The organism is Microbispora oryzae, assembly GCF_017896165.1.
GTDB lineage: Bacteria > Actinomycetota > Actinomycetes > Streptosporangiales > Streptosporangiaceae > Microbispora > Microbispora oryzae.
This window is the reverse complement of record NZ_JAFCNB010000004.1, coordinates 378,879-403,104: the sequence shown is the minus strand read 5'-3', so window position 1 is coordinate 403,104 and position 24,226 is coordinate 378,879. Positions and strand designations below refer to the sequence as shown.

23 protein-coding genes are annotated in these 24,226 nt (G+C 70.1%); 16 read left to right on the top strand and 7 right to left on the bottom strand.

Going from position 1 to position 24,226, the window contains the following annotated elements:
• Positions 1 to 37 precede the first annotated feature (37 nt).
• Genes JOL79_RS10540 through JOL79_RS10525 form a run of 4 tightly spaced genes read left to right on the top strand, consistent with a single transcriptional unit; the run spans position 38 to position 4,724 of the window.
• Entirely contained in the window at positions 38 to 1,180 is a 1,143-nt protein-coding gene (locus JOL79_RS10540) for a permease (RefSeq protein WP_210155533.1), read from the top strand.
• Positions 1,181 to 1,189: 9 nt separating this feature from the next.
• Positions 1,190 to 2,431 (top strand): radical SAM protein, encoded by a 1,242-nt coding sequence (locus JOL79_RS10535; RefSeq protein WP_210155532.1) that lies wholly within the window; start codon positions 1,190 to 1,192, stop codon positions 2,429 to 2,431.
• Positions 2,432 to 2,446: 15 nt separating this feature from the next.
• Complete coding sequence (locus JOL79_RS10530; protein ID WP_210155531.1) at positions 2,447 to 3,655, top strand: GNAT family N-acetyltransferase; 1,209 nt, start codon at positions 2,447 to 2,449, stop codon at positions 3,653 to 3,655.
• Positions 3,656 to 3,662: 7 nt separating this feature from the next.
• Positions 3,663 to 4,724, top strand: a complete 1,062-nt coding sequence (locus tag JOL79_RS10525; RefSeq protein ID WP_210155530.1) for a GTP-binding protein — start codon at positions 3,663 to 3,665, stop codon at positions 4,722 to 4,724.
• A gap of 1 nt (position 4,725) precedes the next feature.
• Here JOL79_RS10525 and JOL79_RS10520 read toward each other — a convergent pair whose 3' ends face one another.
• Positions 4,726 to 7,191, bottom strand: a complete 2,466-nt coding sequence (locus JOL79_RS10520; protein WP_210155529.1) for a molybdopterin-containing oxidoreductase family protein — start codon at positions 7,189 to 7,191, stop codon at positions 4,726 to 4,728.
• Positions 7,192 to 7,273: 82 nt separating this feature from the next.
• Here JOL79_RS10520 and JOL79_RS10515 point away from each other — a divergent pair, with 82 nt between their 5' ends.
• Entirely contained in the window at positions 7,274 to 7,675 is a 402-nt protein-coding gene (locus tag JOL79_RS10515; protein ID WP_210155528.1) for an arsenate reductase ArsC, read from the top strand.
• Between the two features lie 10 nt (positions 7,676 to 7,685).
• Here JOL79_RS10515 and JOL79_RS10510 read toward each other — a convergent pair whose 3' ends face one another.
• Positions 7,686 to 8,063 (bottom strand): ArsR/SmtB family transcription factor, encoded by a 378-nt coding sequence (locus tag JOL79_RS10510; protein ID WP_210155527.1) that lies wholly within the window; start codon positions 8,061 to 8,063, stop codon positions 7,686 to 7,688.
• Positions 8,064 to 8,381: 318 nt separating this feature from the next.
• Between JOL79_RS10510 and JOL79_RS10505 the strand changes: the two genes are divergently transcribed.
• Positions 8,382 to 9,437, top strand: coding sequence for an inorganic phosphate transporter (locus JOL79_RS10505; RefSeq protein WP_210155526.1), 1,056 nt, complete (start codon positions 8,382 to 8,384; stop codon positions 9,435 to 9,437).
• 247 nt (positions 9,438 to 9,684) lie between these two features.
• Positions 9,685 to 10,122, top strand: a complete 438-nt coding sequence (locus JOL79_RS10500) for an ArsI/CadI family heavy metal resistance metalloenzyme (protein ID WP_210155525.1) — start codon at positions 9,685 to 9,687, stop codon at positions 10,120 to 10,122.
• Positions 10,123 to 10,146: 24 nt separating this feature from the next.
• Here JOL79_RS10500 and JOL79_RS34960 read toward each other — a convergent pair whose 3' ends face one another.
• A complete protein-coding gene (locus JOL79_RS34960) occupies positions 10,147 to 10,599 on the bottom strand; it encodes a MerR family transcriptional regulator (protein ID WP_307848469.1) in 453 nt (150 codons plus the stop codon).
• 76 nt (positions 10,600 to 10,675) lie between these two features.
• Between JOL79_RS34960 and JOL79_RS10490 the strand changes: the two genes are divergently transcribed.
• From JOL79_RS10490 to JOL79_RS10460, 7 genes are all read left to right on the top strand, one after another.
• Positions 10,676 to 12,154 (top strand): MFS transporter, encoded by a 1,479-nt coding sequence (locus JOL79_RS10490; protein WP_210155524.1) that lies wholly within the window; start codon positions 10,676 to 10,678, stop codon positions 12,152 to 12,154.
• A 93-nt stretch (positions 12,155 to 12,247) separates the two neighbouring features.
• Positions 12,248 to 12,688: a helix-turn-helix transcriptional regulator gene (locus tag JOL79_RS10485; RefSeq protein ID WP_210155523.1), complete on the top strand. Its 441-nt coding sequence runs from the start codon at positions 12,248 to 12,250 to the stop codon at positions 12,686 to 12,688.
• A 10-nt stretch (positions 12,689 to 12,698) separates the two neighbouring features.
• On the top strand, positions 12,699 to 13,109 hold the full coding sequence (locus JOL79_RS10480; protein ID WP_210155522.1) for a VOC family protein: 411 nt from the start codon (positions 12,699 to 12,701) through the stop codon (positions 13,107 to 13,109).
• Between the two features lie 202 nt (positions 13,110 to 13,311).
• The gene (locus JOL79_RS10475; RefSeq protein ID WP_210155521.1) at positions 13,312 to 14,166 is read left to right on the top strand and encodes a hypothetical protein; all 855 of its coding nucleotides are present in this window, start codon (positions 13,312 to 13,314) and stop codon (positions 14,164 to 14,166) included.
• A gap of 246 nt (positions 14,167 to 14,412) precedes the next feature.
• Positions 14,413 to 15,054 (top strand): GOLPH3/VPS74 family protein, encoded by a 642-nt coding sequence (locus JOL79_RS10470; protein WP_210155520.1) that lies wholly within the window; start codon positions 14,413 to 14,415, stop codon positions 15,052 to 15,054.
• A 30-nt stretch (positions 15,055 to 15,084) separates the two neighbouring features.
• Positions 15,085 to 16,557, top strand: a complete 1,473-nt coding sequence (locus JOL79_RS10465) for an APC family permease (RefSeq protein ID WP_210155519.1) — start codon at positions 15,085 to 15,087, stop codon at positions 16,555 to 16,557.
• On the top strand, positions 16,554 to 17,150 hold the full coding sequence (locus JOL79_RS10460) for a GNAT family N-acetyltransferase (RefSeq protein WP_210155518.1): 597 nt from the start codon (positions 16,554 to 16,556) through the stop codon (positions 17,148 to 17,150). The genes JOL79_RS10465 and JOL79_RS10460 overlap by 4 nt, the downstream gene beginning before the upstream one ends.
• Before the next feature lie 97 nt (positions 17,151 to 17,247).
• Here the strand turns inward: JOL79_RS10460 and JOL79_RS10455 are convergent, their stop codons facing one another.
• Positions 17,248 to 20,037 carry an NACHT domain-containing protein gene (locus JOL79_RS10455; RefSeq protein ID WP_210155517.1) on the bottom strand — a complete coding sequence of 930 codons (2,790 nt, stop codon included), beginning with the start codon at positions 20,035 to 20,037 and terminating at the stop codon, positions 17,248 to 17,250.
• Positions 20,038 to 20,216: 179 nt separating this feature from the next.
• Between JOL79_RS10455 and JOL79_RS10450 the strand changes: the two genes are divergently transcribed.
• Positions 20,217 to 21,326 (top strand): aldo/keto reductase, encoded by a 1,110-nt coding sequence (locus tag JOL79_RS10450; RefSeq protein WP_210155516.1) that lies wholly within the window; start codon positions 20,217 to 20,219, stop codon positions 21,324 to 21,326.
• A gap of 34 nt (positions 21,327 to 21,360) precedes the next feature.
• Here the strand turns inward: JOL79_RS10450 and JOL79_RS10445 are convergent, their stop codons facing one another.
• The gene (locus tag JOL79_RS10445) at positions 21,361 to 21,993 is read right to left on the bottom strand and encodes a GOLPH3/VPS74 family protein (RefSeq protein WP_210155515.1); all 633 of its coding nucleotides are present in this window, start codon (positions 21,991 to 21,993) and stop codon (positions 21,361 to 21,363) included.
• Between the two features lie 293 nt (positions 21,994 to 22,286).
• On the opposite strand from JOL79_RS10445, the gene JOL79_RS10440 reads away from it, so the two are divergent.
• On the top strand, positions 22,287 to 22,787 hold the full coding sequence (locus JOL79_RS10440) for a GNAT family N-acetyltransferase (RefSeq protein ID WP_210155514.1): 501 nt from the start codon (positions 22,287 to 22,289) through the stop codon (positions 22,785 to 22,787).
• Positions 22,788 to 23,152: 365 nt separating this feature from the next.
• Here JOL79_RS10440 and JOL79_RS10435 read toward each other — a convergent pair whose 3' ends face one another.
• Positions 23,153 to 23,632, bottom strand: a complete 480-nt coding sequence (locus JOL79_RS10435; protein ID WP_210155513.1) for a hypothetical protein — start codon at positions 23,630 to 23,632, stop codon at positions 23,153 to 23,155.
• Positions 23,629 to 24,177 (bottom strand): RNA polymerase sigma factor, encoded by a 549-nt coding sequence (locus JOL79_RS10430; protein WP_210155512.1) that lies wholly within the window; start codon positions 24,175 to 24,177, stop codon positions 23,629 to 23,631. Before JOL79_RS10430 ends, JOL79_RS10435 begins: the two co-directional genes overlap by 4 nt.
• Between the last annotated feature and the right edge of the window lie 49 nt (positions 24,178 to 24,226).

Below are 24,226 nucleotides of genomic sequence, written 5' to 3'. Positions count from 1 at the left end.
GAGTATATCGACGGCCATCGATATGCCCGGAGGGATCGTGCTCGAATCCATGCTCGCCGTCTTGGGACGGGTGGCCGGAGACGTGTGGCACACGTTCGCGGTCAACTGGCCCTACCTGCTCCTGAGCGTCCTGGTCGCATCCGCTCTGTCGGTGTATGTAGGGGCAGACCGGCTTCAGTCCTGGCTTCGGCGGCGGGTGGCCCTGGCCATCGTGGGCGTGGTGATCGTCGCCGCCGTGACGCCGTTCTGCTCCTGCGGGACCACGGCCGTGGTGCTCGGCGCGATGGCCGCTCATGTCCCGTGGGCGCCGGTGGTGGCGTTCATGGTGTCGTCGCCGCTGACCAGCCCCGAGGAGTACGTGCTGGCCACCGGCCTGTTCGGGTTCTCGTTCTCGACGACGTTCTACGTGGCCGCGATCGTCATCGGCCTGGTCGCGGGCGCCGTCACGCACGTCATCGAGCGGACCGGCTGGTTGAGGGATCAGGCACGCATGCGGGAGACGGTCCGCGAAGAGGCCCTGGTGGGCGCGACCCCGGCGGCGCGGCCCGGCTTGGCGCTTGATGTCATCGAGACACCCGTTGCCTCCTCCTCGTGCTGCGGTCCGGCCGAGCTCCAGGTCGCCGAGAAGCCCGCCGAACCGGAGAGTTGCTGCGGACCCGCCGAACCGGTCATGGTCGAGACGCCGTCGAGCTGCTGCGGCCCCTCAGACGAGGAACCCCCGGCCGTCGCCGGGCAGACCGTGTTCGGCGTCGACCGGCAGTGGCTCGCCGACCGGAAACTCGACGAGTTCGGCGCGCTGACCTGGAAGAACAGCAAGCGGCTCGCGCTGTACTTCTTCGGGTTCGCCGCTCTCGGCTACCTGCTGATCGAGCTTATTCCGACCTCGTTCCTCACGGACTATCTCGGCAACGACTCCGTGTTCGCGGTGCCGCTGGCCGCGATCCTGGGCATCCCGATCTACCTGAACACCGACGCGTCGCTGCCGCTGGTCTCGACTCTGATGCACGGCGGTCTCGGCGCCGGTCCCGCGCTCGCCTTCCTCATGACCGGCGCGGGCACCAGCATCGGGGCGATCGGCGGCATGCTCCTCATCGCCCGCCGACGCGTCGTCGGCCTGGTCATCGGGAGTCTCCTGGTGGGCGGCATCGTCCTCGGATACCTCGCTCCGATCTGGCTCTAAGGAGACCTCATGCCGCGCATCCTGGTCGTCTCACCGTACGAGGCGGAGTTACAGCCGCTGGTCTCCGCCTGTGTCGCGGCGGCGCTGCGTGACGAGGGCGCCGACGTCACCGGCTGGGACTACCACCAGTTCCCCGACCCCGAGCCGGTCGGGCCCTTCGACCTGATTCTCGTCTCGGTCGGGCAGTACGAGGGACTCGAACGCGGACTGTCGATCGTCGGCAGGCTCGCCGTCGACTCCGACGCGCCGATCGTCGTGTTCGGTCAGTACGCCCAGCTCAACCGCCGTGACTTCCTGCGCATCGCCGACGCAGTGGCGATCGACGAACCGGAACGGATCGCCGGCGATCTCGTCGCCCTGGCCGCGGGGCGGCTGCCGCTCAACGAGGTGGCCGCGCTCGTGACCAGGACCGGCATGCGCCCCAAGCCGCCGCGCAAACGTATCTCGGTGGTGCCGGCGCGGGACCTGTTCCCGTCGCTGGTGCACTATCCGGCGCACCACTCGCCGTACGGGCTGATGGGCAACATCGAGGCCTCCCGCGGCTGTCATCACAAGTGCACCTACTGCTCCGTCTACGGCGCCTACGACGGCCAGATCGCCCCGTACGAGGTGGACGCGGTCGTCGCCGACGCCGTGGCGCTGGCCGACGAAGGGGTGCGGCACTTCTGCTTCATCGACGCCGAGTTCTTCAACTCCCGCACGATCGGCATCAGGGCCGCCGAACGCATCGTGGCCGAGGTCGGCCCGTGCACGTTCGAGATGACCACCCGCGTCGACCACATCCTCGACTACACCTCCGAACTGGAACACCTGGTCAGCCTGGGGCTCAGGCAGGTGACTTCCGCGCTGGAGTTTCCCTCCGACCGCATTCTGCGGATCTTCGACAAGAACATCACCGTGACCGACATGAAGGCCTGCATCCGCCAGGCCCGCGCGCTCGGGTTCGAGCTCAAGCCGACCTTCATCCCGTTCACCCCCTGGATCGAGTACGACGAACTGCTCGGCTTCGAGGACTTCCTCGACGAGACCGACCTGGCCCGGGTCACCGACCCGACCGCGCTCCAGACCCGCCTGCTCCTCTTCAAGGGCTCGCCGTTGCTCGCCTCCCCGTGGATGGCGGACGTCGAGACGATCGACCGCGGCTTCTACGTCGACTGGCGGCACGCCGATCCCCGGGTGGAGAACCTGTGGGCCGAGCGCCGGGCGAGCGCCGAGGGCGCGGGCAAGGGCCGTTGCTGCATCAAGTGCTGAATTCAGGAGACCCCCATGGGCGGCACCCCCGGCATCACCGTACGCACCAGGTCCGATCTTCCGGACCTGAGCTGGTCCGACGAACTGCGTGACCTCACCGACGCCTCGCCCTTCCTGGGCCCGGCCTGGCTGGCGGCGCAGCAGAAGGCGGCTCCTGAACTCATCCCGTTCCACACCGTCGCCACCCGCGGCACGGGCGAGGTCGCCGTGCTCCCCGGTTACCTCGTGGGCGATTCCGGAGACGCCGATCTCGATCCGCGTTCGTACCTCGGGCACGACGCCGACGTGTTCCCGGCGCTGGTGCTGGGGTCTCCGGAGGCGTACCGGACGGAGATCGCCTTCAACTTCTGGACGCCGGCGCTGGCGAAGACGATGATCGACGCCGTGGTGGCCGAAGCACGGGCCGCCGGGGCGCGGAGCGTGGTCGCGCCATGGATCGCCGAAGGGCCGGGGTCCGGGTCGCTGGTCGAGGCGCTGGACGGGCACGGCGCCGGGCGGGCGTTCTGGGCGGTCGAGGACTACGTTCCACTCAATCAGGAGAGCTGGGACGCTCACCTGGCCGCGCTCCCCAAGAAGACGCGTTACCGCCTGCGCGAGGACGCCCAGCGCGCGGACGAACTCGGTGTGGAGATCAGGCGGTTCGACGGCGAGATGATCAGCCCGCAGCTGACCCGCATCGCCGAACTCATCACGAGGACGCAGCGGAAGCACGGGACCCCCACCACCCGGATCGACGTGCTGATCCAAGGGCTGATCGACGCGGGTGTGACCGTACGGGCATACGCCGGAATCCGTGACGGCGTCATCGTCTCGGCCTCGGTCGCCGTACGCAAAGGCCGCAAGCTGTACGTGAAATGGTCGGGCACCGACGACGCCGCCCTGGGCGAACGCAGCGGCGTCTACTTCCCGGTCACGTTCGTGACCGCGATCAGGGACGGGTACGCCGAAGGGCTGCGCGTCGTCGCGTTCGGTGCCGGTTCGCACCGCGCGAAGGCGCTGCGGGGCAGCCACTCGCGGGAGATCACGACGTCGCTGCTGGTCCTGGACGAGGAACTCCGGCCCGACGCGGTCGAGTGGCTGCACGCGACCGGCGAGGCCCGGCGGCGGATCTACGAGGCGTCCCGTCCCACGCCCGAGATCGACGAGACCGACGCCGTGACGCCCTCCCGGACACTTCCGTTGTTCGCCGCCGAGGCCGGCGGCGGCTGCTGCTCGAACGGATAGGTGAACCTTGATCACTTTCATTCCGCTCGGCGGATTCCTGGGCGCAGGCAAGACAACCACGATGATCGCCGCGGCCGCCGCGATCGAGGCCACCGGCCGCAAGGTGTCCGTCATCACCAATGATCAGGGCGTCGACCTGGTGGACACCAAGCTCGCCCGCAGCGCGCTCGGCGACGTTTCCGAGGTGACGGGCGGCTGCTTCTGCTGCCGTTTCGAGGATCTGGCCGCCATCGTCGTCAAGCTGGTCGACGACGGCGCCGACACGATCATCGCCGAAGCGGTCGGAAGCTGCACCGACCTGCAGTCGACGGTCGTCCGGCCGCTCGAACACCACTACGGCCGGGCGCTGACGGTGGCCCCGCTGACGACCGTGGTCGATCCGTTCCGGCTGCGGGCCTTCACCCGATCGGCGCACGAGTCCGACCTGTCGTACCTGTTCAAGCGGCAACTCGAAGAGGCCGACGTGATAGCCCTCAACAAGGTCGACATGATCCGCGACGCCGACGCGGTCCGGGGAGATCTGGCGGAGCGATACCCGAAGGCCGAGGTCGTCGCGTACTCTGCGGCAACCGGGGAGAACCTCACCGGCCTGGTCGCCGCCTGGACGGAGAAGGCCGGCAATCGCGACCACCGCATGCGGGTCGACTACGACCGTTACGCGGCGGCGGAAGCCGAGCTCGCCTGGCTCAACCAGGAGGTCGAGCTCACCGGCGACGGCTTCGACCCCGACGAATGGGGTGCCGCGGTCCTGCGGGAGCTGTCCCGCTGGGCAGCCGGCCGGCAGATCGTCATCGGCCACGCGAAACTCACCGTGGAAAGCGGCGACCGGATGGCCAAGCTCAGCCTGACCCAGGCCGGGGCGGAGCCGACCACCGACACCCGCGTCGGGACGCCGATCGAGCGAGCGAGGGTCATCGTCAACGCCCGGGTCGCCTGCCCGCCCGAGGAGATGGACGCCGCGCTCGAAGCGGCGATCCGGACGGCCGACACGGCCGCCCGGACCCGCTCCGCCGCCCAGGCGGCCACGTCGTTCCAGCCCGGCTATCCGCAGCCGGTGTACCGCATGTGAGTCAGGCCTTCCGGATCCGGCAGGCGAAGCACTTGTACGCCTGCTGGCCGGACAGGTTGTCATAGAACTGGTCGTCCACGAGCATGTTGGCCGGTTCGTAGCGGGGGCCGCCGAAGATGTCGCCCACGCGCTGGGCCGGGCCGAAGGTGTTGGGCAGGAAGACGGTGTCGGTCCTGATGCCCTCCCACAGCAGCGCCGTACCGCCGGCCGAGCCGCGCGGGCTCTCGATCACGATGTCGTCGCCGTCGCCGATGCCGTACTTCTTCGCCGTGCTGGGGTGGATCTGGATCAGCCGGACGCCGTTCTGCTGCTCGCCGGTGTACGTCCAGTGGGTGACGCTCGCGAAGTGGACCACGCTGGGCCGCCCGGTCATCCCCATCAGCGGATACTGACGGTGAACCGCGCCGTTCCCCGGGACGCCTACCGTGACCCGCTGTGTCACGGCACCGGGATTGATCGGATTTGCGACGTAGGCGTCCTGGTAGGCGATGGTCGGATGGGCACCGGTCACCTCGGGATGGGTGTAGAAGACGGGCAGCGCGCTGTGCCCGGCGGTCTTCAGCCGGGCGTCCAGTTCGGGTGTGTGGATTTCGACCTTGCCGCTGGGGGTCAGGAACCGCCGGCCCTTGGCTCCCAGGGCGGCGGTCACCTCGTACCAGGATGGATGGTCGAGGTAGAGGGCGCTGACGCCCGGATGGCGCTCGGACGGGCACGGCCAGCGCAGCGGTTCGCGGCGGGCTCTCATGCGGCGTTCGGTCATGCCGCCCATCGCGGGGGTGAGCTTCACGAACTCGGCCCAGAGGTTCGAGTAGTCCTTCCAGGTCAGCGGGAAGGCGTCGGTCCAGTAGGAGGCGGGCTTCCGGGTGTCGTTGCGGCCGAGCGCGTGTGCCAGGTCGATCCAGATGTGCCAGTCGGGGCGCGATTGTCCGACCGGTTCGAGTGCCCGTTCCTGCCAGCGGATCGCGCGGTCGTCGCGGCGCATGTAGACGCCGTCGATCTCCAGTCCGCCGGTCACGGGCAGGATGACGTCGGCGTAGTAGGCCGCCTCCTCCATGAACAGGCCGGTGTAGACGTAGAACTCCAGTTGTTCGTACGCCTGCCTGACCTGGGCGGTGTTGGCCGAGGAGAGCAGCGGGTTGCCCTCGGTCATCACGGCCCGCAACCTGTACGGCCTGCCGTGCAGGATGGAGCCGGCGAAGTGGTCGGGGCCGACGGGCAGCGCCGTTCCGCGCTCCGGCGTGGTGACCGTCAGCGCCGGCAGGTGCAGGTCGCCCGGCCAGGTGTTGTGCATGAAGTTCGCGCCGCCGCCGAGCCTGCCGATGTTGCCGGTCACGGCGGTGAGGAAGGCCAGCACGCGGTAGGTGTCGAAGGCGCCGAGCTGGTGGGAGATGCCGGCGTTGCAGAAGATGGCGGCCGGTTTGGCGCGGGCGTATTCCTCGGCCACGCGGCGGATCGTCCCGGCCGGGATGTCGCAGATCTTCGCCGCCCATTCCGGGGTGTAGCCGTGCCCGGCGAGGTGGTCGCGCAGCTCGTCGAAGCCGAGGACCCAGCGGCCGACGAACGCCTTGTCGTACAGGCCGCCGGTGATGACGTGGGACAACATGCCGAGCGCGAAGGCGAAGTCGGTGTGCGGTTTGGGCGCGATCCACTCGTCGGCCCTGGCGCCGGTGGCCGTACGGCGCGGGTCGACGACGACGAGCCTGGCCTTGGTCCTGGCCCGGCCGCGCAGCAGGTAGTCGAAGGTGACCGGGTGGGTCTCGGCCTGGTTGGTGCCCAGGAACAGCAGATATTCGGCGCTGCCCAGATCCTCTTTGCCGGTCGCGCCGTCACGGCCGTAGCCGTTGGTGAAGTTGCCCATGCCGAAGGTCGCGGCCAGCGCGTTGCCGCCGGCGTCGTTGCAGACCGGTCCGACATCGGTGTTGTTGGGGCTGCCGAGCAGCGCGAAGAGCCGGGCGGCGAGCGACCCCGTGCCGCGCGGAAGGCGTCCGGTGGTGCGGTTGGCGATCGACCGGGCCTCACCGGCGTCACGCAGCTGGAGCCACTTCTTGGCGATGACGTCGAGCGCCTCGTCCCACGTGGCCTCCTTGAACGTCGATTCGGGAGAGCCCTTGGCCCCGCCCGTACGGACAAGAGGAGTGGTGAGACGCAGCGGGTTGTAGGAGAGCTGGACCATCATCGGGCCCTTGACGCAGATCTTGCCGTCCTGGACGGGGTCGTCGGCGAAGCCGCGGACGTCGATGACGCGACCGGCCTTCACGCCGACGTCCAGGCCGCACAGCGAGTTGCAGAACTGGCAGGCCGAGCGGACGACCTTGTCAGGGTCCAACGCGGCGGACCCTTCGGTGAAATCGATGAGCTGGGGCTCATCCGGCTCCGCGGAGGCGGACTGGGGCACGACACCGCCGGCGATGAGGGCGGTGCCGCTAAGTAAGGTGCCCTGCAGAAATCCACGACGCTCGATGCTCATGGACATGAGCATATTTATGTGTATCTATATATGAACAGATCGATATTGGTGAACGAATGAGCACAGTTTGAAGGGGACCCGGATGAGTGGCAAGCCCAGCGTGTTGTTCGTGTGCGTCCACAATGCCGGACGGTCGCAGATGGCGGCGGGATGGCTGCGCCACCTGGCCGGCGACCGGATCGAGGTCCGCTCCGCCGGCTCGGCGCCCGGCCACGCGGTGAACCCGGCGGCGGTCGCGGCGATGGCGGAGGTCGGCATCGACATCGGCGACCAGCGGCCGAAGATCCTCACCGCGGACGCGGTCGAGGTCTCCGATGTCGCGATCACGATGGGCTGCGGCGACGTCTGCCCGGTCTTCCCCGGCACCCGCTACGAGGACTGGCGGCTCGACGATCCCGCCGGGCAGGGCATCGAGGCCGTACGCCTGATCCGTGACGAGATCCGGGTACGCGTGGAGAAGCTGATCGCCTCGCTGGACGTCTAGCCGGGGGGAATCAGGCGAGGGCCGGATGGAGGCCGGTCACCGTCTGGAGCGCGGCCACGGCCTGGCGGACCGCGTCGCGATTGACCGAGTACCAGATCCAGGTGCCGCGGCGTTCGGAGTTGATCAGCTCCGCCTCGCGGAGCACCTTCAGGTGGTGGCTGATGGTCGGCTGGCTCCGGCCGAGCGGTTCGACCAGGTCGCAGGCGCAGACCTCGCCGCCGGGGGACGTGGCCAGCAACTCCAGAAGCCGGAGACGGACGGGGTCGGCCAGGACCTTGAGGGCGGTCGCGAGCTTGACGGCGGCGACCTCGTCCAGAGTGACGACGCCGGTAACCGAGCCAGCGCAGTCAGGGGCCTCTGCTCCGTCGCAGCATTCTGACGTGCTCATGCTTCGAGTATGCCCTATGCCCGCGCACGAAATATCGATGCGCTTCAATATTGACATTGACCGATAAGTGAACGTGGGGGAAACTGCGCGTGAACCCCTGGTGGAGCTCCAGCCTGACGGAGGATGGGTGTCACATCCGCGCGTTCGCGCACCCCCGGCACCCCCCCGCACCGGCGCCCTGATCGCGAACAACGACACCGACGTCGCCGACCGCCTGGGCCTTTCTCGACTCGTGGACCAGCGCGCAGGCGTTCCTGACGTCTGTTCGCACACCCGCACGGTCAGATCGCACTGCCCTGAGGGACAAGGAAGCCTCTGATGCTGCTTGTCGTCTTTGTCGCCCTGCTCATCGCCCTGTCGGCCGCGAACGGCGGAAACGACGTCTCCAAAGGAGTCGCCACCCTCGCCGGAGCCGGCGCCACCGCCTACCGGACCGCCGTCATCTGGGGAACCGTCACCACGCTGGCCGGATGCCTCGTCTCCCTGGTCATCGCCGGCAATATGACCGCTCTGTTCTCTTCCGGAATCGTCGCCGCCAAGCCGACCGACGGCTTCGCGATCGCCGTGCTGGCCGCGACCGGCCTGTGGGTCGCCCTGGCCACCTGGCTGAGCCTGCCCGTCTCGACGACGCACGCCCTGGTCGGCGCCCTGGTCGGCGCGGGCATCCAGCTCGCTCCAGGCGCCGTCAAATGGGGCGCCCTACCGGCCAAGGTCGTCTATCCGCTGATCGCCTCGATCTTCGTGGCTTACCTGCTGTCGATGGCCCTGGCCCTTGTCGCGGGCTTCTTCACCCGCGCTCGCCGGAGCAGCCCGGCCCCCGTCCCCGTCGGCTCCGGTGGCCTGTCCGCCGAGGCCGCGACCGCGCGGGCCCCGCACGAGGCCCCGGCCGACGCTTCCGACGGGACCGCCTCGGGCCGGGTCGTCACCGCCGCCCACTGGATCTCCAGCGGCGCCACCAGCTTCGCCCGCGGGCTCAACGACACGCCCAAACTTGTCGCGGTCGGGTCGTTCGCGCTGGTCCCCGCGGGGATGTCGACCAACGGAATCCTGTTCATCGTGGCCTTCTCCATGGCCGCCGGCGCCCTGGCGGTCGGCATGCGCGTCGCCAGGCGGCTCGGGGAAGACGTCGTCAAGATGAGCCACACCGAGGGCCTGCGGGCCAACGTGACCACGGCCGTGCTCGTCGGGTTCGGCGCACAGGCCGGTCTGCCCATGTCCACGACGCAGGTGTCGGCGGGGGCCATCGCGGGGTCGGCCGGGCTGCAACTCGACCGCATCAAGTTCAAGACTCTGCGCGACTTCCTCATCGGCTGGACGATCACGCCCGCCTTCGCGGCAGGCGTCGCCTGGCTTCTCGGCCTCATCCTCATCTGAACCGGCACCGCGCCGGACCGGCATCGCCTCCCACACCAGGGGCGGACGGCATCCCCACCGGACGTACCGGACGCCCCACCAGATACCGCCACGCCCGTGTCAACGATTGGCAGCATTTGTTTCGACATAGCTCTAAGTTGACACTTATCTAATGAAGGCGGCAATCCGCGGATGGCGGTTGGTCAGAAGGCCATCCAGCCCGGGGGTAGCGTCGCCGCCCGCTGCTTGCGATCAAGGAGGAGAGCCCATGCCCCGTGTGCAGCTCGCTCTGCGCGTCGCCGACCTGGAAGGCTCGATCGCGTTCTACTCCACGCTGTTCGGCACGGAGCCCGCCAAGCGCCGCCCCGGCTACGCCAACTTCGCCATCGCCGAGCCGCCGCTCAAGCTCGTCCTCATCGAAGGCGAGGCAGGGCAGGAGACCCGGATGGACCACCTCGGAGTCGAGGTCGCCTCCGGCGAGGAGGTCACCGCCGCCGCCGAGCGCCTGAAGGAGTCCGGCCTGGCCACCTTCGAGGAGAACGACATCTCCTGCTGCTACGCCCTGCAGGACAAGGTCTGGGTGCACGGCCCGGGCGGCGAACCCTGGGAGGTCTACGTCGTCAAGGCCGACGCCGGCACCCTCGGCAGGAGCGCCACCGCCACAGGCGGCGATGCCTGCTGCCGTGCCACCGGCCCTGAGGCATAGAGAAAGCCGGATCAGGAATCCCGCTCACTCAGCATCCGGCCCGGCGCCCACAGCCGTATCGGCGTCGAGGCGGCCCCGATAGACATCGATCTTGCGATCGATCAGCCTGAGATTCTCACGCACTTCGGCGAGCCTGGCAGCCACCTCGGCGCGGTGGGCCTCCAGAAGCGCGAGCCGTTCCTGCTCGTTGCCGTACCCGGCGGAGACGAGCTGGGCATAGCGGCGGATGGTCTTGATGGGCATGCCGGTGGCGCGCAGTCTCGTGCACAGGACGATCCACTCGAGGTCGATCTGGTGGTAGCGCCGCCGGCCGCCGGCGGTGCGGCCGACGGGCATGGCGACCAGCCCGGCACGTTCGTAGTAGCGGAGGGTGTGGACGCTGACCCCGGTGCGGCGGGCGGCCTCGGCGATGCTCACGCCCGCCCGCTGATCGGAGGGAGCGGGTCCGGATTCCGGCTGCGGATTGACTTCGAGCACGCTCTAAATCCTAGCGTCGAGTCAGTCCCCGCAACCGTGCCGCCGAAGACTCCGGCGGTCCACCGAACGGAGCCGCATGCCCGAGCTGAGCCGGCGCCGCCGCCTCCTGGTGCTCGCCATCTGCTGCGCCAGCATCGTCGTCGTGGTGATGGACGTCTCCATCGTCAACGTCGCGCTCCCCGCGATCCGCCGTGACCTGCGTGCCTCGGAGTCCGGCCTGCAGTGGACGGTCGACGCGTACACCCTCGTGCTGGCGAGTTTCCTGGTGCTGGCCGGATCGACGGCCGACCGGGTCGGCCGCCGGCGGGTATTCCAGGTCGGCCTGGCCGCGTTCGGGCTCGGCTCGACGCTGTGCGCGCTGGCGCCGGGCATCGGCTGGCTGATCGCAGCGCGGATGGCGCAGGCCGTCGGCGGCACGATGCTCAACCCGGTGGCGATGGCCATCATCGCCACAACGTTTCCCGATCCGGTCGAGCGGGGCAGGGCCATCGGCGTGTTCGGCTCGATGTCCGGTCTGTCGCTGGCGCTGGGCCCCATCCTCGGCGGCGCTCTGGTCGACGGCTTCGGCTGGCGCTCCGTCTTCTGGGTCAACGTGCCGATCGTGGCCGCCGCGATCGTGGGCACCGCGCTGTTCGTGCCCGAGTCTCGCGCCGCACGGGCGCGCCGGCCCGACCCGGTGGGCCAGATCCTGGTGATCCTGGTGCTGGGCAGCGTCGTCTACGCGATCATCGAGTCCAAGGGGCTGGGCTGGAGTTCACCGGTCATCGTCGGCCTGCTCGCCGTGGCCGCGCTCGGCCTCATGGGCATCCTGGGCTACGAACCGCGCCGCGCCGACCCGCTGCTCGAACTGCGTCTCTTCCGCAGTGTGCCGTTCAGCGGTGCGATCATGACGGCGCTCTTCGCCCTGTGCGGGTTCAGCGCGTTCCTGTTCGTCTCCACCCAGTATCTGCAGGACGTGCGCGGAATGTCGGCGTTGACGGCCGGGCTGTGCATGCTCCCGGTCGGGCTGCCGGTCATGATGCTCTCCCCACGCGCCGGCCGGCTGGCCGCGGCACGGGGGCCCGCGCTCCCCCTGCTGGTCTCCGGGGCCGCACTGGCACTGGGCGGCGCCGCGTCGCTGTGGATCGGCGCGAGCACCCCGCTGCCGTGGGTGCTCGCCACCTTCCTGCCGTTCGGCGTCTTCCTCGGCACCGTGAACCCGCCCATCACCAATACGGCGGTCTCCGGGATGCCGCGCTCGATGGCCGGGGTGGCCGCTTCGCTGGCCTCCACCGGCCGGCAGACCGGGACCACCCTGGGAGTCGCGATCGCGGGAACGATCGTGGGACCGGCCCTGGCCCGCGGTGGAGCGGCCTCCATGGGGGCGGAACACGGCGTGTGGTGGCTGGTGCTCGGGCTCGGCGCCGGTGTCGGCGTCCTCGCGCTGTTCAGCACGGGGCGCCGCGCCATGGCCACCGCTGCCCGGGCGGCGGCGCTGTTCGAGAAGACAGACCGCGAGAGCGGTCACGAGACGGAGCACGGCACGGCCCGCCGGACCACCTCGCCCCGTCGGTGAGGCCTCCCCCGGCCGCCGTCGCCCGGAGCCTGGACGACCACATCGTCGCAGGTCAGAGGCGATCTTGTCGGCCGGCGGGTATAGCCTCTCCGCATGACTCCGGAAGAGCTCGCCAACCTCGCGCACCTGCGCCGGGCGCGGGATTTGATCGACAGGGAATACGCACGCCCGCTCGACGTGCCGACGATGGCCCGCCGCGCGCTCATGTCTCCGGCGCACTTCTCGCGGCAGTTCCGGGCGGCCTACGGCGAGACTCCGTACCGCTACCTCATGACCCGCCGGATCGAGCGGGCGATGGCGATGCTGCGCGCGGGGATGAGCGTGACCGACGCGTGCATGGCGGTCGGCTGTACCTCGCTCGGCTCGTTCAGCTCGCGGTTCAGCGAGCTTGTGGGCGAGACGCCGAGCGCGTACCGGGCGCGGGAACACGGCGCGGTGACGGCGATGCCCTCCTGCGTGGCGAAGGTGAACACCCGGCCGGTCAGAGACCTGCGGAGCAGAATTCGAGAAGCGGAACGCGAGGCCGCCGCCTAGCGTTGCCCGCATGACCATCGCACTTCAGTACTGTCACATCACTGTCAACGACGTGGACGAGGCGCTCGCCTTCTACCGCGACGCGCTCGGCCTTGAGCTGCGCAACGACGTCGCGTCCGGCGAATTCCGCTGGGTCACCCTCGGCAGCCCGACCCAGCCGGGCCTTGAGCTCGTGCTCTCCGAGCCGCACGCCGGCCGGTCGCAGGCCGACGGCGACGCCCTGCAGGAGCTCCTCACCAAGGGCGTCATGCCGATGATCGTCTTCCGTACCGACGACCTCGACGTGACCTTCGAGAAGGTCCGGGCCTCCGGCGCCGAGGTGCTGCAGGAGCCCATCGACCAGCCCTGGGGTCCGCGCGACTGCGCGTTCCGCGACCCCTCGGGCAACATGGTGCGGATCTCGCAGCAGCCGGCCGCGTAGCCGCATGCGTCCGTCCGGCCGCCGCGCCTCGGCAGGCAGCCATGCGCCCGCGAAACACGGGTAACGCACCGGCCGCCGCCCGCGATCACGATGTGTGACCAGGAAGGGCACCTCGGACGGGGTGTTCCCCCCGAGGCGCCCGGACAGGCGCCCGGCCAGGGAAGCCGGCTCAGGTCTCGCCGAGCACGGATACGGCCAGCTGATGAACGTCGTGGCCGGGAGCGTGACGGTCGCGGCCGGTGTGCTGGGCGTGTCGGGCGTCACCGCCGGGGTGGCCACCGCCCTGCTGCGCAACATCACCGAGGCCACCCTCACGGCCACGGTCATCGCGGGCGCGGGCGTGCTCGTCGGCCTCGTCTCGGCGTTCGTTCCCCGCGAGCGGACCTTCGCCGGACATCCCCGGATGCTGCGCGCCGGTCTCGTCGCGGCGACCGGGCTCGTCGTCTGGATGTGGGCAATCATCGGCTGGTCGTTCGTGGACAACGCCGGCCGATCCCCGTCCGGCTCGACCGGATGGGTGGCGTTCCTGGCCGCCATCGCCCTGTCCGCGGTCGCGCTCGCCGTGGTGGCGGGGCGCCATCCGCAGTGGCCGGTGGGACCGGTGCTGACCGTGGGCGCCCTGTACGTCTTCGGGTCCGCGGTGCTCGGCCTGGTCGTCCTGACCGCGACGGTGCTGCGCACCACGGCCCGCCCGACGATCACAACCACCACGCGGGCCTCCGGCGAGTCGGCCGTCTCGATGACCGCCACGGTCAGCGCCAGCGGACTGTCCTCGCGGGAGCGCTATGAGATCGCCGCGCAACTCCTCGACAGGGAGATGGCGCCGACACGCGTGGACACCAGGTTCCGCACGTACGCGGGACCGGACGCGCTGGGGAACCTGACGTACACCTTCAGCATCGAGATTCCCCGGGCCGCCGGTGCGACGTGGGTGGTCGTCGGCGCCGCACTCGTTCAGGAGGGGTCGAAGGCGCCTTCACCGGCCGGCGCGTGCGGCCTGTCCACGGGGCAGCGGCTCCCGGTGTCGGGCGTGACCTGCACCCTCATTCACCTCTGACCGCGCAGCCGGGTGAGGCCACGGCCCGATCCCAGGGCTCGAAGCCCCTGCCGCGACTCCCCCGCATGCCGGCCCTTCGGCCGCCCGGGCTTTCGGTTCGATGAAAACTCTGGGTAAAGCAGAAGCCTAAAAGGCGCGTTCCGCCACATAACCATGGCCAGCCGCCCAAAGTTCGGTTATTCCGTTAGCCGCCCATACGCACTCGTCGATGACAGATTAAACAAAACGCCTATATCATCGCCGATCGTGGCTGAAGGTGATCTTTCTGGCCCGTCGCTCGCCGACGATCTGTACTTCGTCATGCACGACGGCGTGACAGGTCATGCACGGCTACATCCGCGCCTGGCGAGCCTGGGGCTGGCCGGTGCCGTCATCGCCGAGTTGCTGCTGGCCGAACGTGTGGCCGTCGACCTCGAGTCGGGCCGGGACCGCCTGTACGCGACCGGCCGCGGCGCCGTCGGCGACCCACTGGCCCAGAACGTGATCGACCACGTCGACGCGGAGCCGGACCACCCGCTGGACACCTGGCTGCTCTTCCTCTCGCGCACGGTCTACGCCGACGTCCAGTCCAAAATGATCGCCGCGAAGCTGCTCAGCCCGCCCGCGAAGCGGCTGCTGAAATCTCAGCAGCCGGCGCCGACGGACACGAACACGGCCGTCTGGCCGCTCGCGCGTCTCAACCTCGCCATCCAGCGGCGCAAGCCGCCCGCCGTACGGGACTGCGTCCTCTACGGGCTCTGCGTCGCCACCGGCTGCGCCCAGCAGGCCATGTGGGAACACGACTCCGCCTTCGCGTCCGCCATGACGGCCACGCTGCCCGCACCACTTCAACGACTCATCATTCACACCGAGGTCGCCATCGGCCGCGTCGTCATCAGCCGAAGGTGACCTTCACTTCCCCATCTCACGGAGTTCCGTATGTCCCTCACAGAGAAACGGCCCAGCAGCGTCTCGTCCGCGCTGGCCGAGGATCGGCTCGGCGTGCCGTCGGTCGTTTTCTTCGTCATCTCCGCCGCGGCGCCGCTGATGGTCGTCGCTGGTTCGGTCCCCACCGCGTACCAGGTGACCGGCGTGATCGGCGTGCCGTTCGCGTTCCTGCTCCTGGGCGTCATCTTCGCGCTGTTCGCCGTTGGCTATGTGACGATGGCCCGGCACGTCGTGAACGCGGGCGCCTTCTACGCCTACGCCGCCCAGGGCCTCGGCCGGACGCAGGGAGTGGCGACCGCGTGGGTGGCGCTGCTGGTTTACAACGCCCTGCAACTCGGCCTGTACGGCATCATCGGCTCGGCGGTCGAACCGCTGCTGCAGGACTGGTTCGGCGCCTCACCCCCGTGGTGGGTGATCGCGCTGTTCGCGTGGGCGGTGACGGGTGTGCTCGGCCTGCTGCGAGTGGACGTCAACGGCCGGATCCTGTCCGTCCTGCTGGTCAGTGAGATCGCCATCGTCCTGCTGTTCGACATCGGTGACCTGATCGGCGGCGCGTCGAGCGGCATCAGCTTCGAGGGCTACAGCCCGGGGGCGCTGTTCGTCCCCGGCGTGGGCGCCGCGCTCGCCACCGTCGTCGCGGGATTCGCCGGCATCGAGTCGTCGGTCGTCTTCGCGGAGGAGTCCAAGGACCGCACCAGGACGGTGCCTATCGCCACATACCTGGGCATCACGATCATCGCCGTGCTCTACTCGATCTCCGCCTGGGCCCAGACGGTGCCCCCGGGGCCGGACGGCATCGTCAAGGCGGCGACCGACCAGGGACCCACGCTCATCTTCAACCAGGCGAGCGACCACCTGGGGTCCACCATCGCGACGGTCGGCTCCGTGCTGTTCGTGACCAGCAGCATCGCCTGCATGATCGCCTTCCACAACACCACGGCCCGCTACATCTTCGCGCTGGGACGGGAGAACGTGCTCCCGGCGGTGTTCGGGCGCACCTCGGCCCGGACGGCCGCCCCTGTAGCCGGGTCGGTGATGCAGACGGTGCTCGGGCTGATCGTCATCACCATCTACGCGGTCTCCGGGCTCGACCCCGTCACCAAGTTGTTCTTCACCTTCGGCGCCTTCGGCGGCCTCGGGCTGCTGACCCTGCTCACCGTCACGTCGATCTCGGTGATCGTGTTCTTCTCGCGCGACTCGCGGGGCGAGACCGCGTGGCGGACCCGGATCGCCCCCGCGCTGGCGATCGTGGCGCTCTGCGTGATCATCGTCCTCACGCTGGTCAACTTCGACACGGTCCTCGGAGTCTCTCCCGACTCGGCCATCCGCTGGATCCTGCCCTCCATCTTCATCGTGGCGGTCGTCTTCGGCGTCGCGTGGGGCCGGGCGCTGAAGGCGCTCAAGCCCGAGGTGTACGCCAACGTCGGCCTCGGCGCCCAGGCAGTCGCCGGAGGCTCCAGATGACCCCGGTGATCAGCAGGATGACCGACGCCGAGGCGGTCGGCGGGCTCATCGCCGAGACGTTCCACACCGATTCGATCACCAGGTGGCTGATCCCGCACGCCGAGGACCGCCTGCCGATGCAGCGGCGGTTCTTCACCATGTACGCCGAGCACGCCCTGGAGCACGGTGACGTGTACGGGATCCACGAGGGGGGCGAGCTGGCCGGGGTGGCGGTCTGGTTCACCGCGCCGTTCCCCGAGATCCCCGGCGAGCAGGAGTCCGTCGCCTCCTTCGCGGGTGACAACGCCGATCGCTACCGCCTCCTCGGCGAGCTGATGGAGAAGATCCACCCGCACGAGCCGCACCACTACCTGGCGTTCATCGCCCTGGAGCGGAGCAGGACCGGCCGCGGCCTGGGCACCCTGCTGCTGGAGGAACACCACCGCCTGCTCGACGCCGAGGACACGCCCGCCTTCCTGGAGGCCAGCAGCGAGGCGAGCCGGCGGCTCTACCTCCGCCACGGCTATGTGGACATGCCGGAGCTGCTCCGGCTGCCCGACGGCCCGGTCATGTATCCGATGTGGCGCGCGCCCCAACCGGCCGAAACGGGCTGAGGCACGCCGACGCGGCTGAAGGCCGGTGAATTCCAGCGGGCGGGACAGGGGGTGACCCCCCCTGCCCCGCCCGCCTCGTGTTAGGGCCGTCCGATCGTTACGCGGTCGTCCTGAAGGGGCGGCCGTCCTGGTCGGTGATAGTGCTGGAGCCGGACTGCCCCGCGCTGGTCCAGCTCACGTCGACGACCCACGAGCAGTCGCATCGTTCCGTCCGCACCTGTAGCTCCACGGCCACGTGTTCCATGTCCCTGACCGGGACGGCCGCCCAGGGAGTCGCGCCTCCGGGGGCGCCGAACGCGGGGTGCGCCTGGTCGAGGTCCGCCACGAGGCCGACCACGGGCGTTTCGCCGCGCGGAGCGGGCACCCGGCGGAAGGCGTCCGCCAGGTCCGTCCACGCCGCCGCGGTGACGAAACCCGTGCAGCCGACCGTCGCGCCCCGCATCGGCTTGTTCCGCGCGACGACCCGGGGCCGGATGCCCGTGATGACCGCCGCCTGGGGGACGCGGCCTCCGAACACGAGACGGAGACGGGTGACTCCCTTGTCGACGGCGCCGTTGCGGTCCAGCCACTCATGGAAGTCCAGGCCCTGCGGATGGCCGGGCCAGGTGGGATGTCCCGGCACCTTCCACCGCTGAGCTTGCGTCCCGTCGAGGTCGCAGGTGTCGTTCTCCGACACGACGAACCGCACCGGGGGATCGGCCGGCGAGAACGATTGGACGGGCGCCCCCACGGACAGGACCGCGTTCAGTCCGGCCGAGGCGATCACCCCGGTGAGCACGCCGACTGAGACGCCGGCGGCGGTGGAGAGCGAACCGCGGGACCACGCGCGTGTGCGGACGGTCTCCGCCCGTTCGGCGTCGGCCGCCTTCCCGACGGCCAGGAAGTGCTGCCGTAGCTCGTCGTGCCGGAACTGGTAGGCCCTGCCCGAGCCTCGCATCAGCCCGGCCGGCACCGCCCAGTCGAGGAACGCCGCGAGCCGCAGCGGCAACCGGCCCCGGGCAGCCTGGATGCCCAGCGAGAGCGCGTAGCGCACCGTCGTCCGGGTGAACCAGATCCCGGACAGGACGCCGATCAGGAGACCGAACGCGATGACCGCCTTCACCTCCCGATACGCGAGGTCGAAGCGGAGAACCAGGCCCAGGACGGCGGCGCCCCCGCCGCTCGTCACCAGTATGGGAAGCACGGTCACCAGCACGCCGACGACGACCTCGGTGCGCATGGCCCCGCGTACGGACACCGTCACGGTCTCGTCGACACCGGTGAAGAGGGCCGAGACGACGGCCATGCAGAGGATCGTGACGGCGGCGAACGCGAGCGCGGGGCGGCCGGCGAACCAGAGCAGCGCGACGAACAGCACAACAAGGATGGCCGCCGACAGGACGATCCGGCGCGGCACCCGGTGGACGGCCGAGACGGGATCACGCAGGTAACGCAGCGGCGTAGCGGCCGACAGCGTGCCCGCCACGACGGACCCCCCGGCCACGACGATCGCGGCGGCGGCCACCAGACCGTTGGGATCACCCGTCAGGGGCGCGATGAGGACCCACGCGACCGGAACGATGATCGCGCAGCTCAGCGCGGCGTGGACAAGCCTGGGCAGCCGCTCCCCGGAGATCGTCCACAACCGGTCCAGCGCGATGTCCGACCCCGGCCGGCCCGTCTCCCGCTGCCGTTCGAGGTGCGCGGCCAGCGTGCCGAGCCAGCGTCCGGCCTCGTCTTCTCCGTAGCGGGATCCGCGGCAGACGATCCGGAGGAGGCCGTCGACAAGGACCGCGCGGAAGCCGGCGGCCGTGGCGGCGGCCATTTCCCGGGGCGACGCGGTGAAGGCCCGGACCGCGATGGACAGCCAGAGAGGGGTACGCAGCATGGACTTGCGTTCGCCGTCCAGAGCGCGCAGAACCCGGCGCCACTCGTCCCGGACGGCCTCCGCCCGGGCGAACCTGCCCCGGAGGTAGGCGTCTACGGCGCCGTCGTCCAGTGGCATGACGCGGATCAGGGTCTCCCCGCCGACGTGCCCGGGGCAGCTCTCGTACGGCTCCGGTTGAGTGGTCAGCACGATTCCGCGCACCTCGTCCGCCGCATACGCGTCGATCCGCTCCACCGCCATACGGAGGCGGGGCGCGCCGGCCGCGGCCGGGTCGAGTTCGTCGAGCCCGTCGAGCATCGGCAGGACGCGGCCGGTGCGGACGAGTTCGCGCGCCGTCGGCGGCGGCACGTGGAACTCCTCCGCCAGTCGCGCGGCGATCCAGTCCGACAGCGCCCCGGCGTACGGGTCGTACGACGCGGCGGGCAGCCGGTAGGGCAACCGGCGATCGCCGTCGATCCCCCTCCGGCTCTTGAGACAGCGGATGGCCAGGGCGGTGATGAGGACGGTCTTGCCGGATCCGGCCGGGCCGAGCACGGTCAGGCGGGGACGCCGGAGCGCGCGGAAGTACAGATGGACCGTCGAGATGTCGCCGGCGTCGCGGCTACGGTCGTCGCCGAACACGATCAGAGGGCTGTTCTGCCAGCGTGGCACGGGCTCGTCGCTGACCAGCGACAGCCGGATGGCCTCCTCGACGTCCCCGTCGATCATCTGCTTGAGGCCGTCGACGTAGGCGGTGAGCATCCGCTCGGCCAGGAGGTCGGCTTCCCGGTCGAGCTCACCCGCGAGGATCGCCTTCGAGGCGAGCGCCCAGCCCAGGACCGTCAGCCCCAGCCCGATGACCCCCGGCGGCAGGGCCAGGATGTTCGCCCATCCGACCCACCGGTTGAACTCGTCGTCCGACGACGCGGCCACGGCCCGGATGACGGGCGTGAACGCGAGCAGCATCGCGGCTCCCGTGAGAAGCACGAGACCGCGGCGCACCCAACGGGTGCCGGCCGCCTTGCCCCATCTTCTCCTCACGGAGATCAATCATCCAGCCGGCGGCGCATCCGCGGCAGGCGTTCGCCCGTCCGGGCGGGGACCGACTTTTTGGACTGGACAGTCCATTTTTTGCCACGCAGACTGGGGCCGAACGACGGGGCCACGGCCGCGAAAGGCCGGTCTCCGCGCATCCCCATCTCGAACGGAGCGACACTGTCATGCCTCTCGACCAGTATTTCCTGCTCGGACGTTCCGGGCTCCGCGTCAGCCGGCTCGCGCTGGGCACGATGAACTTCGGCACCGGCGGCTTCCACGCGTCGTACGGCAAGACCGAGGAGGAGGCCCGCGCGATCTTCGGCCGCTACCTCGAAGCGGGCGGCAACTTCATCGACACGGCGGACTTCTACACGGCCGGTGAGAGCGAGACCATCCTCGGCGGCCTCATCGCCGGAAGCAGGGCGCGCGACCGGGTGGTGCTCACCACGAAGTTCACCAACAGCGTCGACCCCGGAGACCCGAACGCCGGCGGCAACGGCAGGAAGCACATGATCAGGGCGGTCGAGGCGTCGCTGCGCCGCCTGCGCACCGACTACATCGACCTCTTCCTCATGCACACCTGGGATCGGATCACTCCGGTGGAGGAGGTCCTCCGGACGTTCGACGACCTCACCACGGCCGGAAAGATCCGGTACGCGGGCCTGTCCGACGTGCCCGGCTGGTACGCGGCGCGTGCCCAGACGTACGCGGAGGCCCACTCGCTGGTGCCGATGGTGAGCCTGCAGCTGCCCTACTCACTCATCGACCGGACCATCGAGCTCGAGCACGTCGCCATGGGGCAGACCCTGGGGCTCGGTATCACCGCCTGGAGCCCGCTCGGCGGCGGTTTCCTCACCGGCAAGTACCGCCACACCGAGCAGGGCCCGGCAGGCGACGGGCGGCTCAGCGGCGACGGCGCGCACGGACGCACCTGGACGGAGCGGGAGTGGCGGTTCCTCCAGACCCTCGAGGACGTCGCCGCCAAGCTCGGCGTGACCATGGCCCAGGTCGCGCTCAACTGGGTCGCCACCCAGCCCGGGATCTCCTCGGCGATCATCGGGGCGAGCAGCCCCGCCCAGGTCGACGCCAACGTGGCCGCCCTCGACTTCGAACTGCCGGCCGAACTGCGCGACACGCTCGACGAGGCGAGCGCCGTGCCGCCCCCGTCGGTCTACGCGATGTTCACCCCCGGCTACCAGGGCTGGATAATCAACGCCGGAGCGAAGGTCGGGGACAAGCCGGCCGGGCACATCCCCCTCGTGCGCAACTGGACGGCCGCGAACACGGGCTGACGGTCCCGCCCGCCACGCACAGCGGTTCCGGGCCCTACCGGCGGCTGATCACCGCGCTGCCGACGGCGGCCGCCGTCTGGGCGATCAGCTCCGCGAGCGGCGCCGGCAGGGCGGCGACCGCGTCGGTGAGGTAACGGGGATCCCGGCTCCACAGCACGAACTGGGCGACTCCGGTCACGTCGAGGAGGCCCAGCAGGACGACGTTCCGCACGCCGAGGGGCTCACCGCGCTGCATCGCCAGGTTGAGACGGGCGACCGGCAGGATCGCGGTGTTAGGGTCGACCGGAACGTGCCTGCGCACCCATCTCGTGGGCGGATTCAGCAGTCCCGCGGCCGTCATCCGGGCCGCCACGTCGGCGCACGCCGTACGGGCGAGGAACTGCAGCCAGGTCTGCAGGGGATGCGCGGGTTCTGCCACCATGTGATCCAGGGCGGCCTGGGTGAGCGGGTCACCGGTCGGCGTCGTGTCGAGGAGGCCGATCCGGCCCTGCCCGGCGACCCGCACGACGGTGATCCGGCGTGGCAGCAGCAACTCGCCCACGATCGCGGCGGCCAGCCCCAGGGCGGTGAGCCGGGGATGCAACCGCATCCGCCCTGACCTGTCGTCATGCATGACGAAATAGAGATCGTTCGCCAGGGGGGCTTCCGCGAGATCGGCGTCCGTCACGAAGGGTAATCGTATAGGTCAATTGTTACGACGTGCGCCGCCGTTCCGGGATATGGCGACACGGAAAGGCCCGAATTACACCTCCTGCCGGTGAGATGTGGTGCCATGACGGGATCCGCATCACCGGGGAAATGCCCACACCTTTCGCCATGCGCTTTAAGTCGGGACCGTAATTCGGCGGAATGAAAGGATTAATGCGCCCATATGTTGGAACGCCGGCCACCCGGTCACTCCCTCTCCCCCACCCGGGTCACCCGAGGCCGGCGATTCGGCGCGACCTAGGATCACAGGTCATGGACTTCTTCGTACGTCCCGCGGGACCGCAGGACCACACGGCTCTGGGGGAGCTCACCGTCGAGGTCTATCGCGATCTGCTGCCCCAGCGGCCCGAGACCCGCGACTACATGGCCAAGATCCGGGACATGGGCAGCCGGGCGGGCGACGGGGAACTGCTGGTGGCCGTCGACGCGGCGAGCGGCCGCGTGCTCGGCGGGCTCCTGTTCGTGGTGCCCGGCAGCCCGTTCTCCAACACCGCCCGTCCGGGTGAGGGAGAGTTCCGGCTGCTCGCGGTCGCGGCGACCGAGCGGGGCCGCGGGGTCGGCGAGGCCCTCGTCCAGGCGTGTCTCAGCCGGGCGGCCGAGCTCGGCCTGCGCGCCGTGGCCATCAGCACGCAGCCCAACATGTCGGCCGCCCACCGGCTCTACCGGCGGCTGGGATTCGTCCGGGCTCCCGAACGCGACTGGGAGATCCCCTCCGGCACCCCGCTGTGGGTGTTCGTCGCCGACGTCACGTGAGCGCCTGACCCGAGCCGCCGCGCATGAGCTCGTAGAGGCGACCCCGCTCCAGCTGGATGTCGCGCATGCGCCGGCCGACCAGTTCGTGCCCCCGCCGAAGTCGGAGCCCGCAGTCGCCCGGAGGGCGGCCCTGGCCTCGTCGGGGGTAGGCGGCCGGCGGGGAGCGCGGTTCAGCTCAGCAGCATGATCACCCCGGCGAGGAGCAGCGCGCCGACGAGCGCGGCCACCACGACCAGGGCCGTCGCGCCGAACCGGCGGCGGATGAATTTGGCGTTGTGGACCATCGTGATCTCCTTCATGATTGGGCTGCGGTCGGGGTCGTGGTCAGGTCTGCGTCGTATCGCCAGGGGGGCGATCCCGGGCGTTCACTCCTCCGGGCCGGTCAGCTCGCGCACGCGCCGCAGCAGCGCCGCCCGCCGGGCATGGGCGCGCACGGTCAGCACCAGGGCCACCGCCACGAACAGGCCCCCCACCGCCAGAGCGGGTCCCGTCCCCGTGCCGCGCCGTACGGCGACGGCCGTCACGATCCCCGTGGTGGTCAGCGAGGCGACCAGGCCGATCCAGGCGGCGATCACCCGGTCGGTGGCGAACAACGCGGCCCGGCGCGTCAGCAGCCACCCGCCGTACCCGGCCCAGGCCAGGCAGAACACGGTGAACACCGCGAACGCCAGCTGGGTGCGGCCGGGCAGCGGGCCGGGCTCCGACCACCACAGCGTGCCCACGAACACCGCGCCCGCCAGGCCGGCCAGCAGCGCCGCCACCGCCCGGATCCGGGTCATCGGCGACAGCGCCGGCTCCAGCCGCTCGATCATGTCCTGCGCCGACAGGCGCGGTTCCTCGTTCATGGCCTGTATCCCTTCTCCTCCAGGCGCTGACGCAGCAGACGACGGGCACGGTTGAGCCGGGACTTGACCGTTCCGGCCGGGATCTGGCAGATGTACGCGCATTCCTCCACCGGCAGGTCCTCCAGGTAGAACAGGACGAGGATCTCCCGCTCCGGCACCGGCAGCTCCGACAGCACGCTCACCAGCGCGGCGCGATCGACCGCGGCCTCCGCCGGGTCCTCGGCGATCCCCTCGCCCGCCGTGCCGCCGGACGCGTCGCCGAATCCGGACGCCTCCCTGGCCCAGGCGTACTCACCGCGCAGCCGGTCGGTCACCGACCGCCGGGCGATCGTGAACAGCCACGGCGCGAACCGGCCGGGTTCCCTGAGCCGGGGCAGGCCGCGGACCACGGCCAGCCAGATCTCCTGGGTCACGTCGTCGGCCCGTTCGCCGTCGAGCATGCGCCGCACATACGTCCACACCGGCACCCGCCAACGGGCCAGCAGCTCGGCCAGCGCGGCGCGCTCGCCCAGCTGGGCGCGAATCACCAGCAGCTCATCGGTCATCTCGTCCTCCCGTCATCCTGCACAGTCGGGCGAGAGACCCGGCGGGTTC

Bases quoted from the DNA above. Each gene is read 5' to 3' on its own strand.
- JOL79_RS10520 (WP_210155529.1), bottom strand. From the start codon at position 7,191: ATGAGCATCGAGCGTCGTGGATTTCTGCAGGGCACCTTACTTAGCGGC.
- JOL79_RS10535 (WP_210155532.1), top strand. From the start codon at position 1,190: ATGCCGCGCATCCTGGTCGTCTCACCGTACGAGGCGGAGTTACAGCCG.
- JOL79_RS10440 (WP_210155514.1), top strand. From the start codon at position 22,287: ATGGACTTCTTCGTACGTCCCGCGGGACCGCAGGACCACACGGCTCTG.
- JOL79_RS10505 (WP_210155526.1), top strand. From the start codon at position 8,382: ATGCTGCTTGTCGTCTTTGTCGCCCTGCTCATCGCCCTGTCGGCCGCG.
- JOL79_RS10430 (WP_210155512.1), bottom strand. From the start codon at position 24,177: ATGACCGATGAGCTGCTGGTGATTCGCGCCCAGCTGGGCGAGCGCGCC.
- JOL79_RS10515 (WP_210155528.1), top strand. From the start codon at position 7,274: ATGAGTGGCAAGCCCAGCGTGTTGTTCGTGTGCGTCCACAATGCCGGA.
- JOL79_RS10465 (WP_210155519.1), top strand. From the start codon at position 15,085: ATGTCCCTCACAGAGAAACGGCCCAGCAGCGTCTCGTCCGCGCTGGCC.
- JOL79_RS10500 (WP_210155525.1), top strand. From the start codon at position 9,685: ATGCCCCGTGTGCAGCTCGCTCTGCGCGTCGCCGACCTGGAAGGCTCG.
- JOL79_RS10450 (WP_210155516.1), top strand. From the start codon at position 20,217: ATGCCTCTCGACCAGTATTTCCTGCTCGGACGTTCCGGGCTCCGCGTC.
- JOL79_RS10460 (WP_210155518.1), top strand. From the start codon at position 16,554: ATGACCCCGGTGATCAGCAGGATGACCGACGCCGAGGCGGTCGGCGGG.
- JOL79_RS10490 (WP_210155524.1), top strand. From the start codon at position 10,676: ATGCCCGAGCTGAGCCGGCGCCGCCGCCTCCTGGTGCTCGCCATCTGC.
- JOL79_RS10510 (WP_210155527.1), bottom strand. From the start codon at position 8,063: ATGAGCACGTCAGAATGCTGCGACGGAGCAGAGGCCCCTGACTGCGCT.
- JOL79_RS10435 (WP_210155513.1), bottom strand. From the start codon at position 23,632: ATGAACGAGGAACCGCGCCTGTCGGCGCAGGACATGATCGAGCGGCTG.
- JOL79_RS10480 (WP_210155522.1), top strand. From the start codon at position 12,699: ATGACCATCGCACTTCAGTACTGTCACATCACTGTCAACGACGTGGAC.
- JOL79_RS10485 (WP_210155523.1), top strand. From the start codon at position 12,248: ATGACTCCGGAAGAGCTCGCCAACCTCGCGCACCTGCGCCGGGCGCGG.
- JOL79_RS10475 (WP_210155521.1), top strand. From the start codon at position 13,312: ATGAACGTCGTGGCCGGGAGCGTGACGGTCGCGGCCGGTGTGCTGGGC.
- JOL79_RS10530 (WP_210155531.1), top strand. From the start codon at position 2,447: ATGGGCGGCACCCCCGGCATCACCGTACGCACCAGGTCCGATCTTCCG.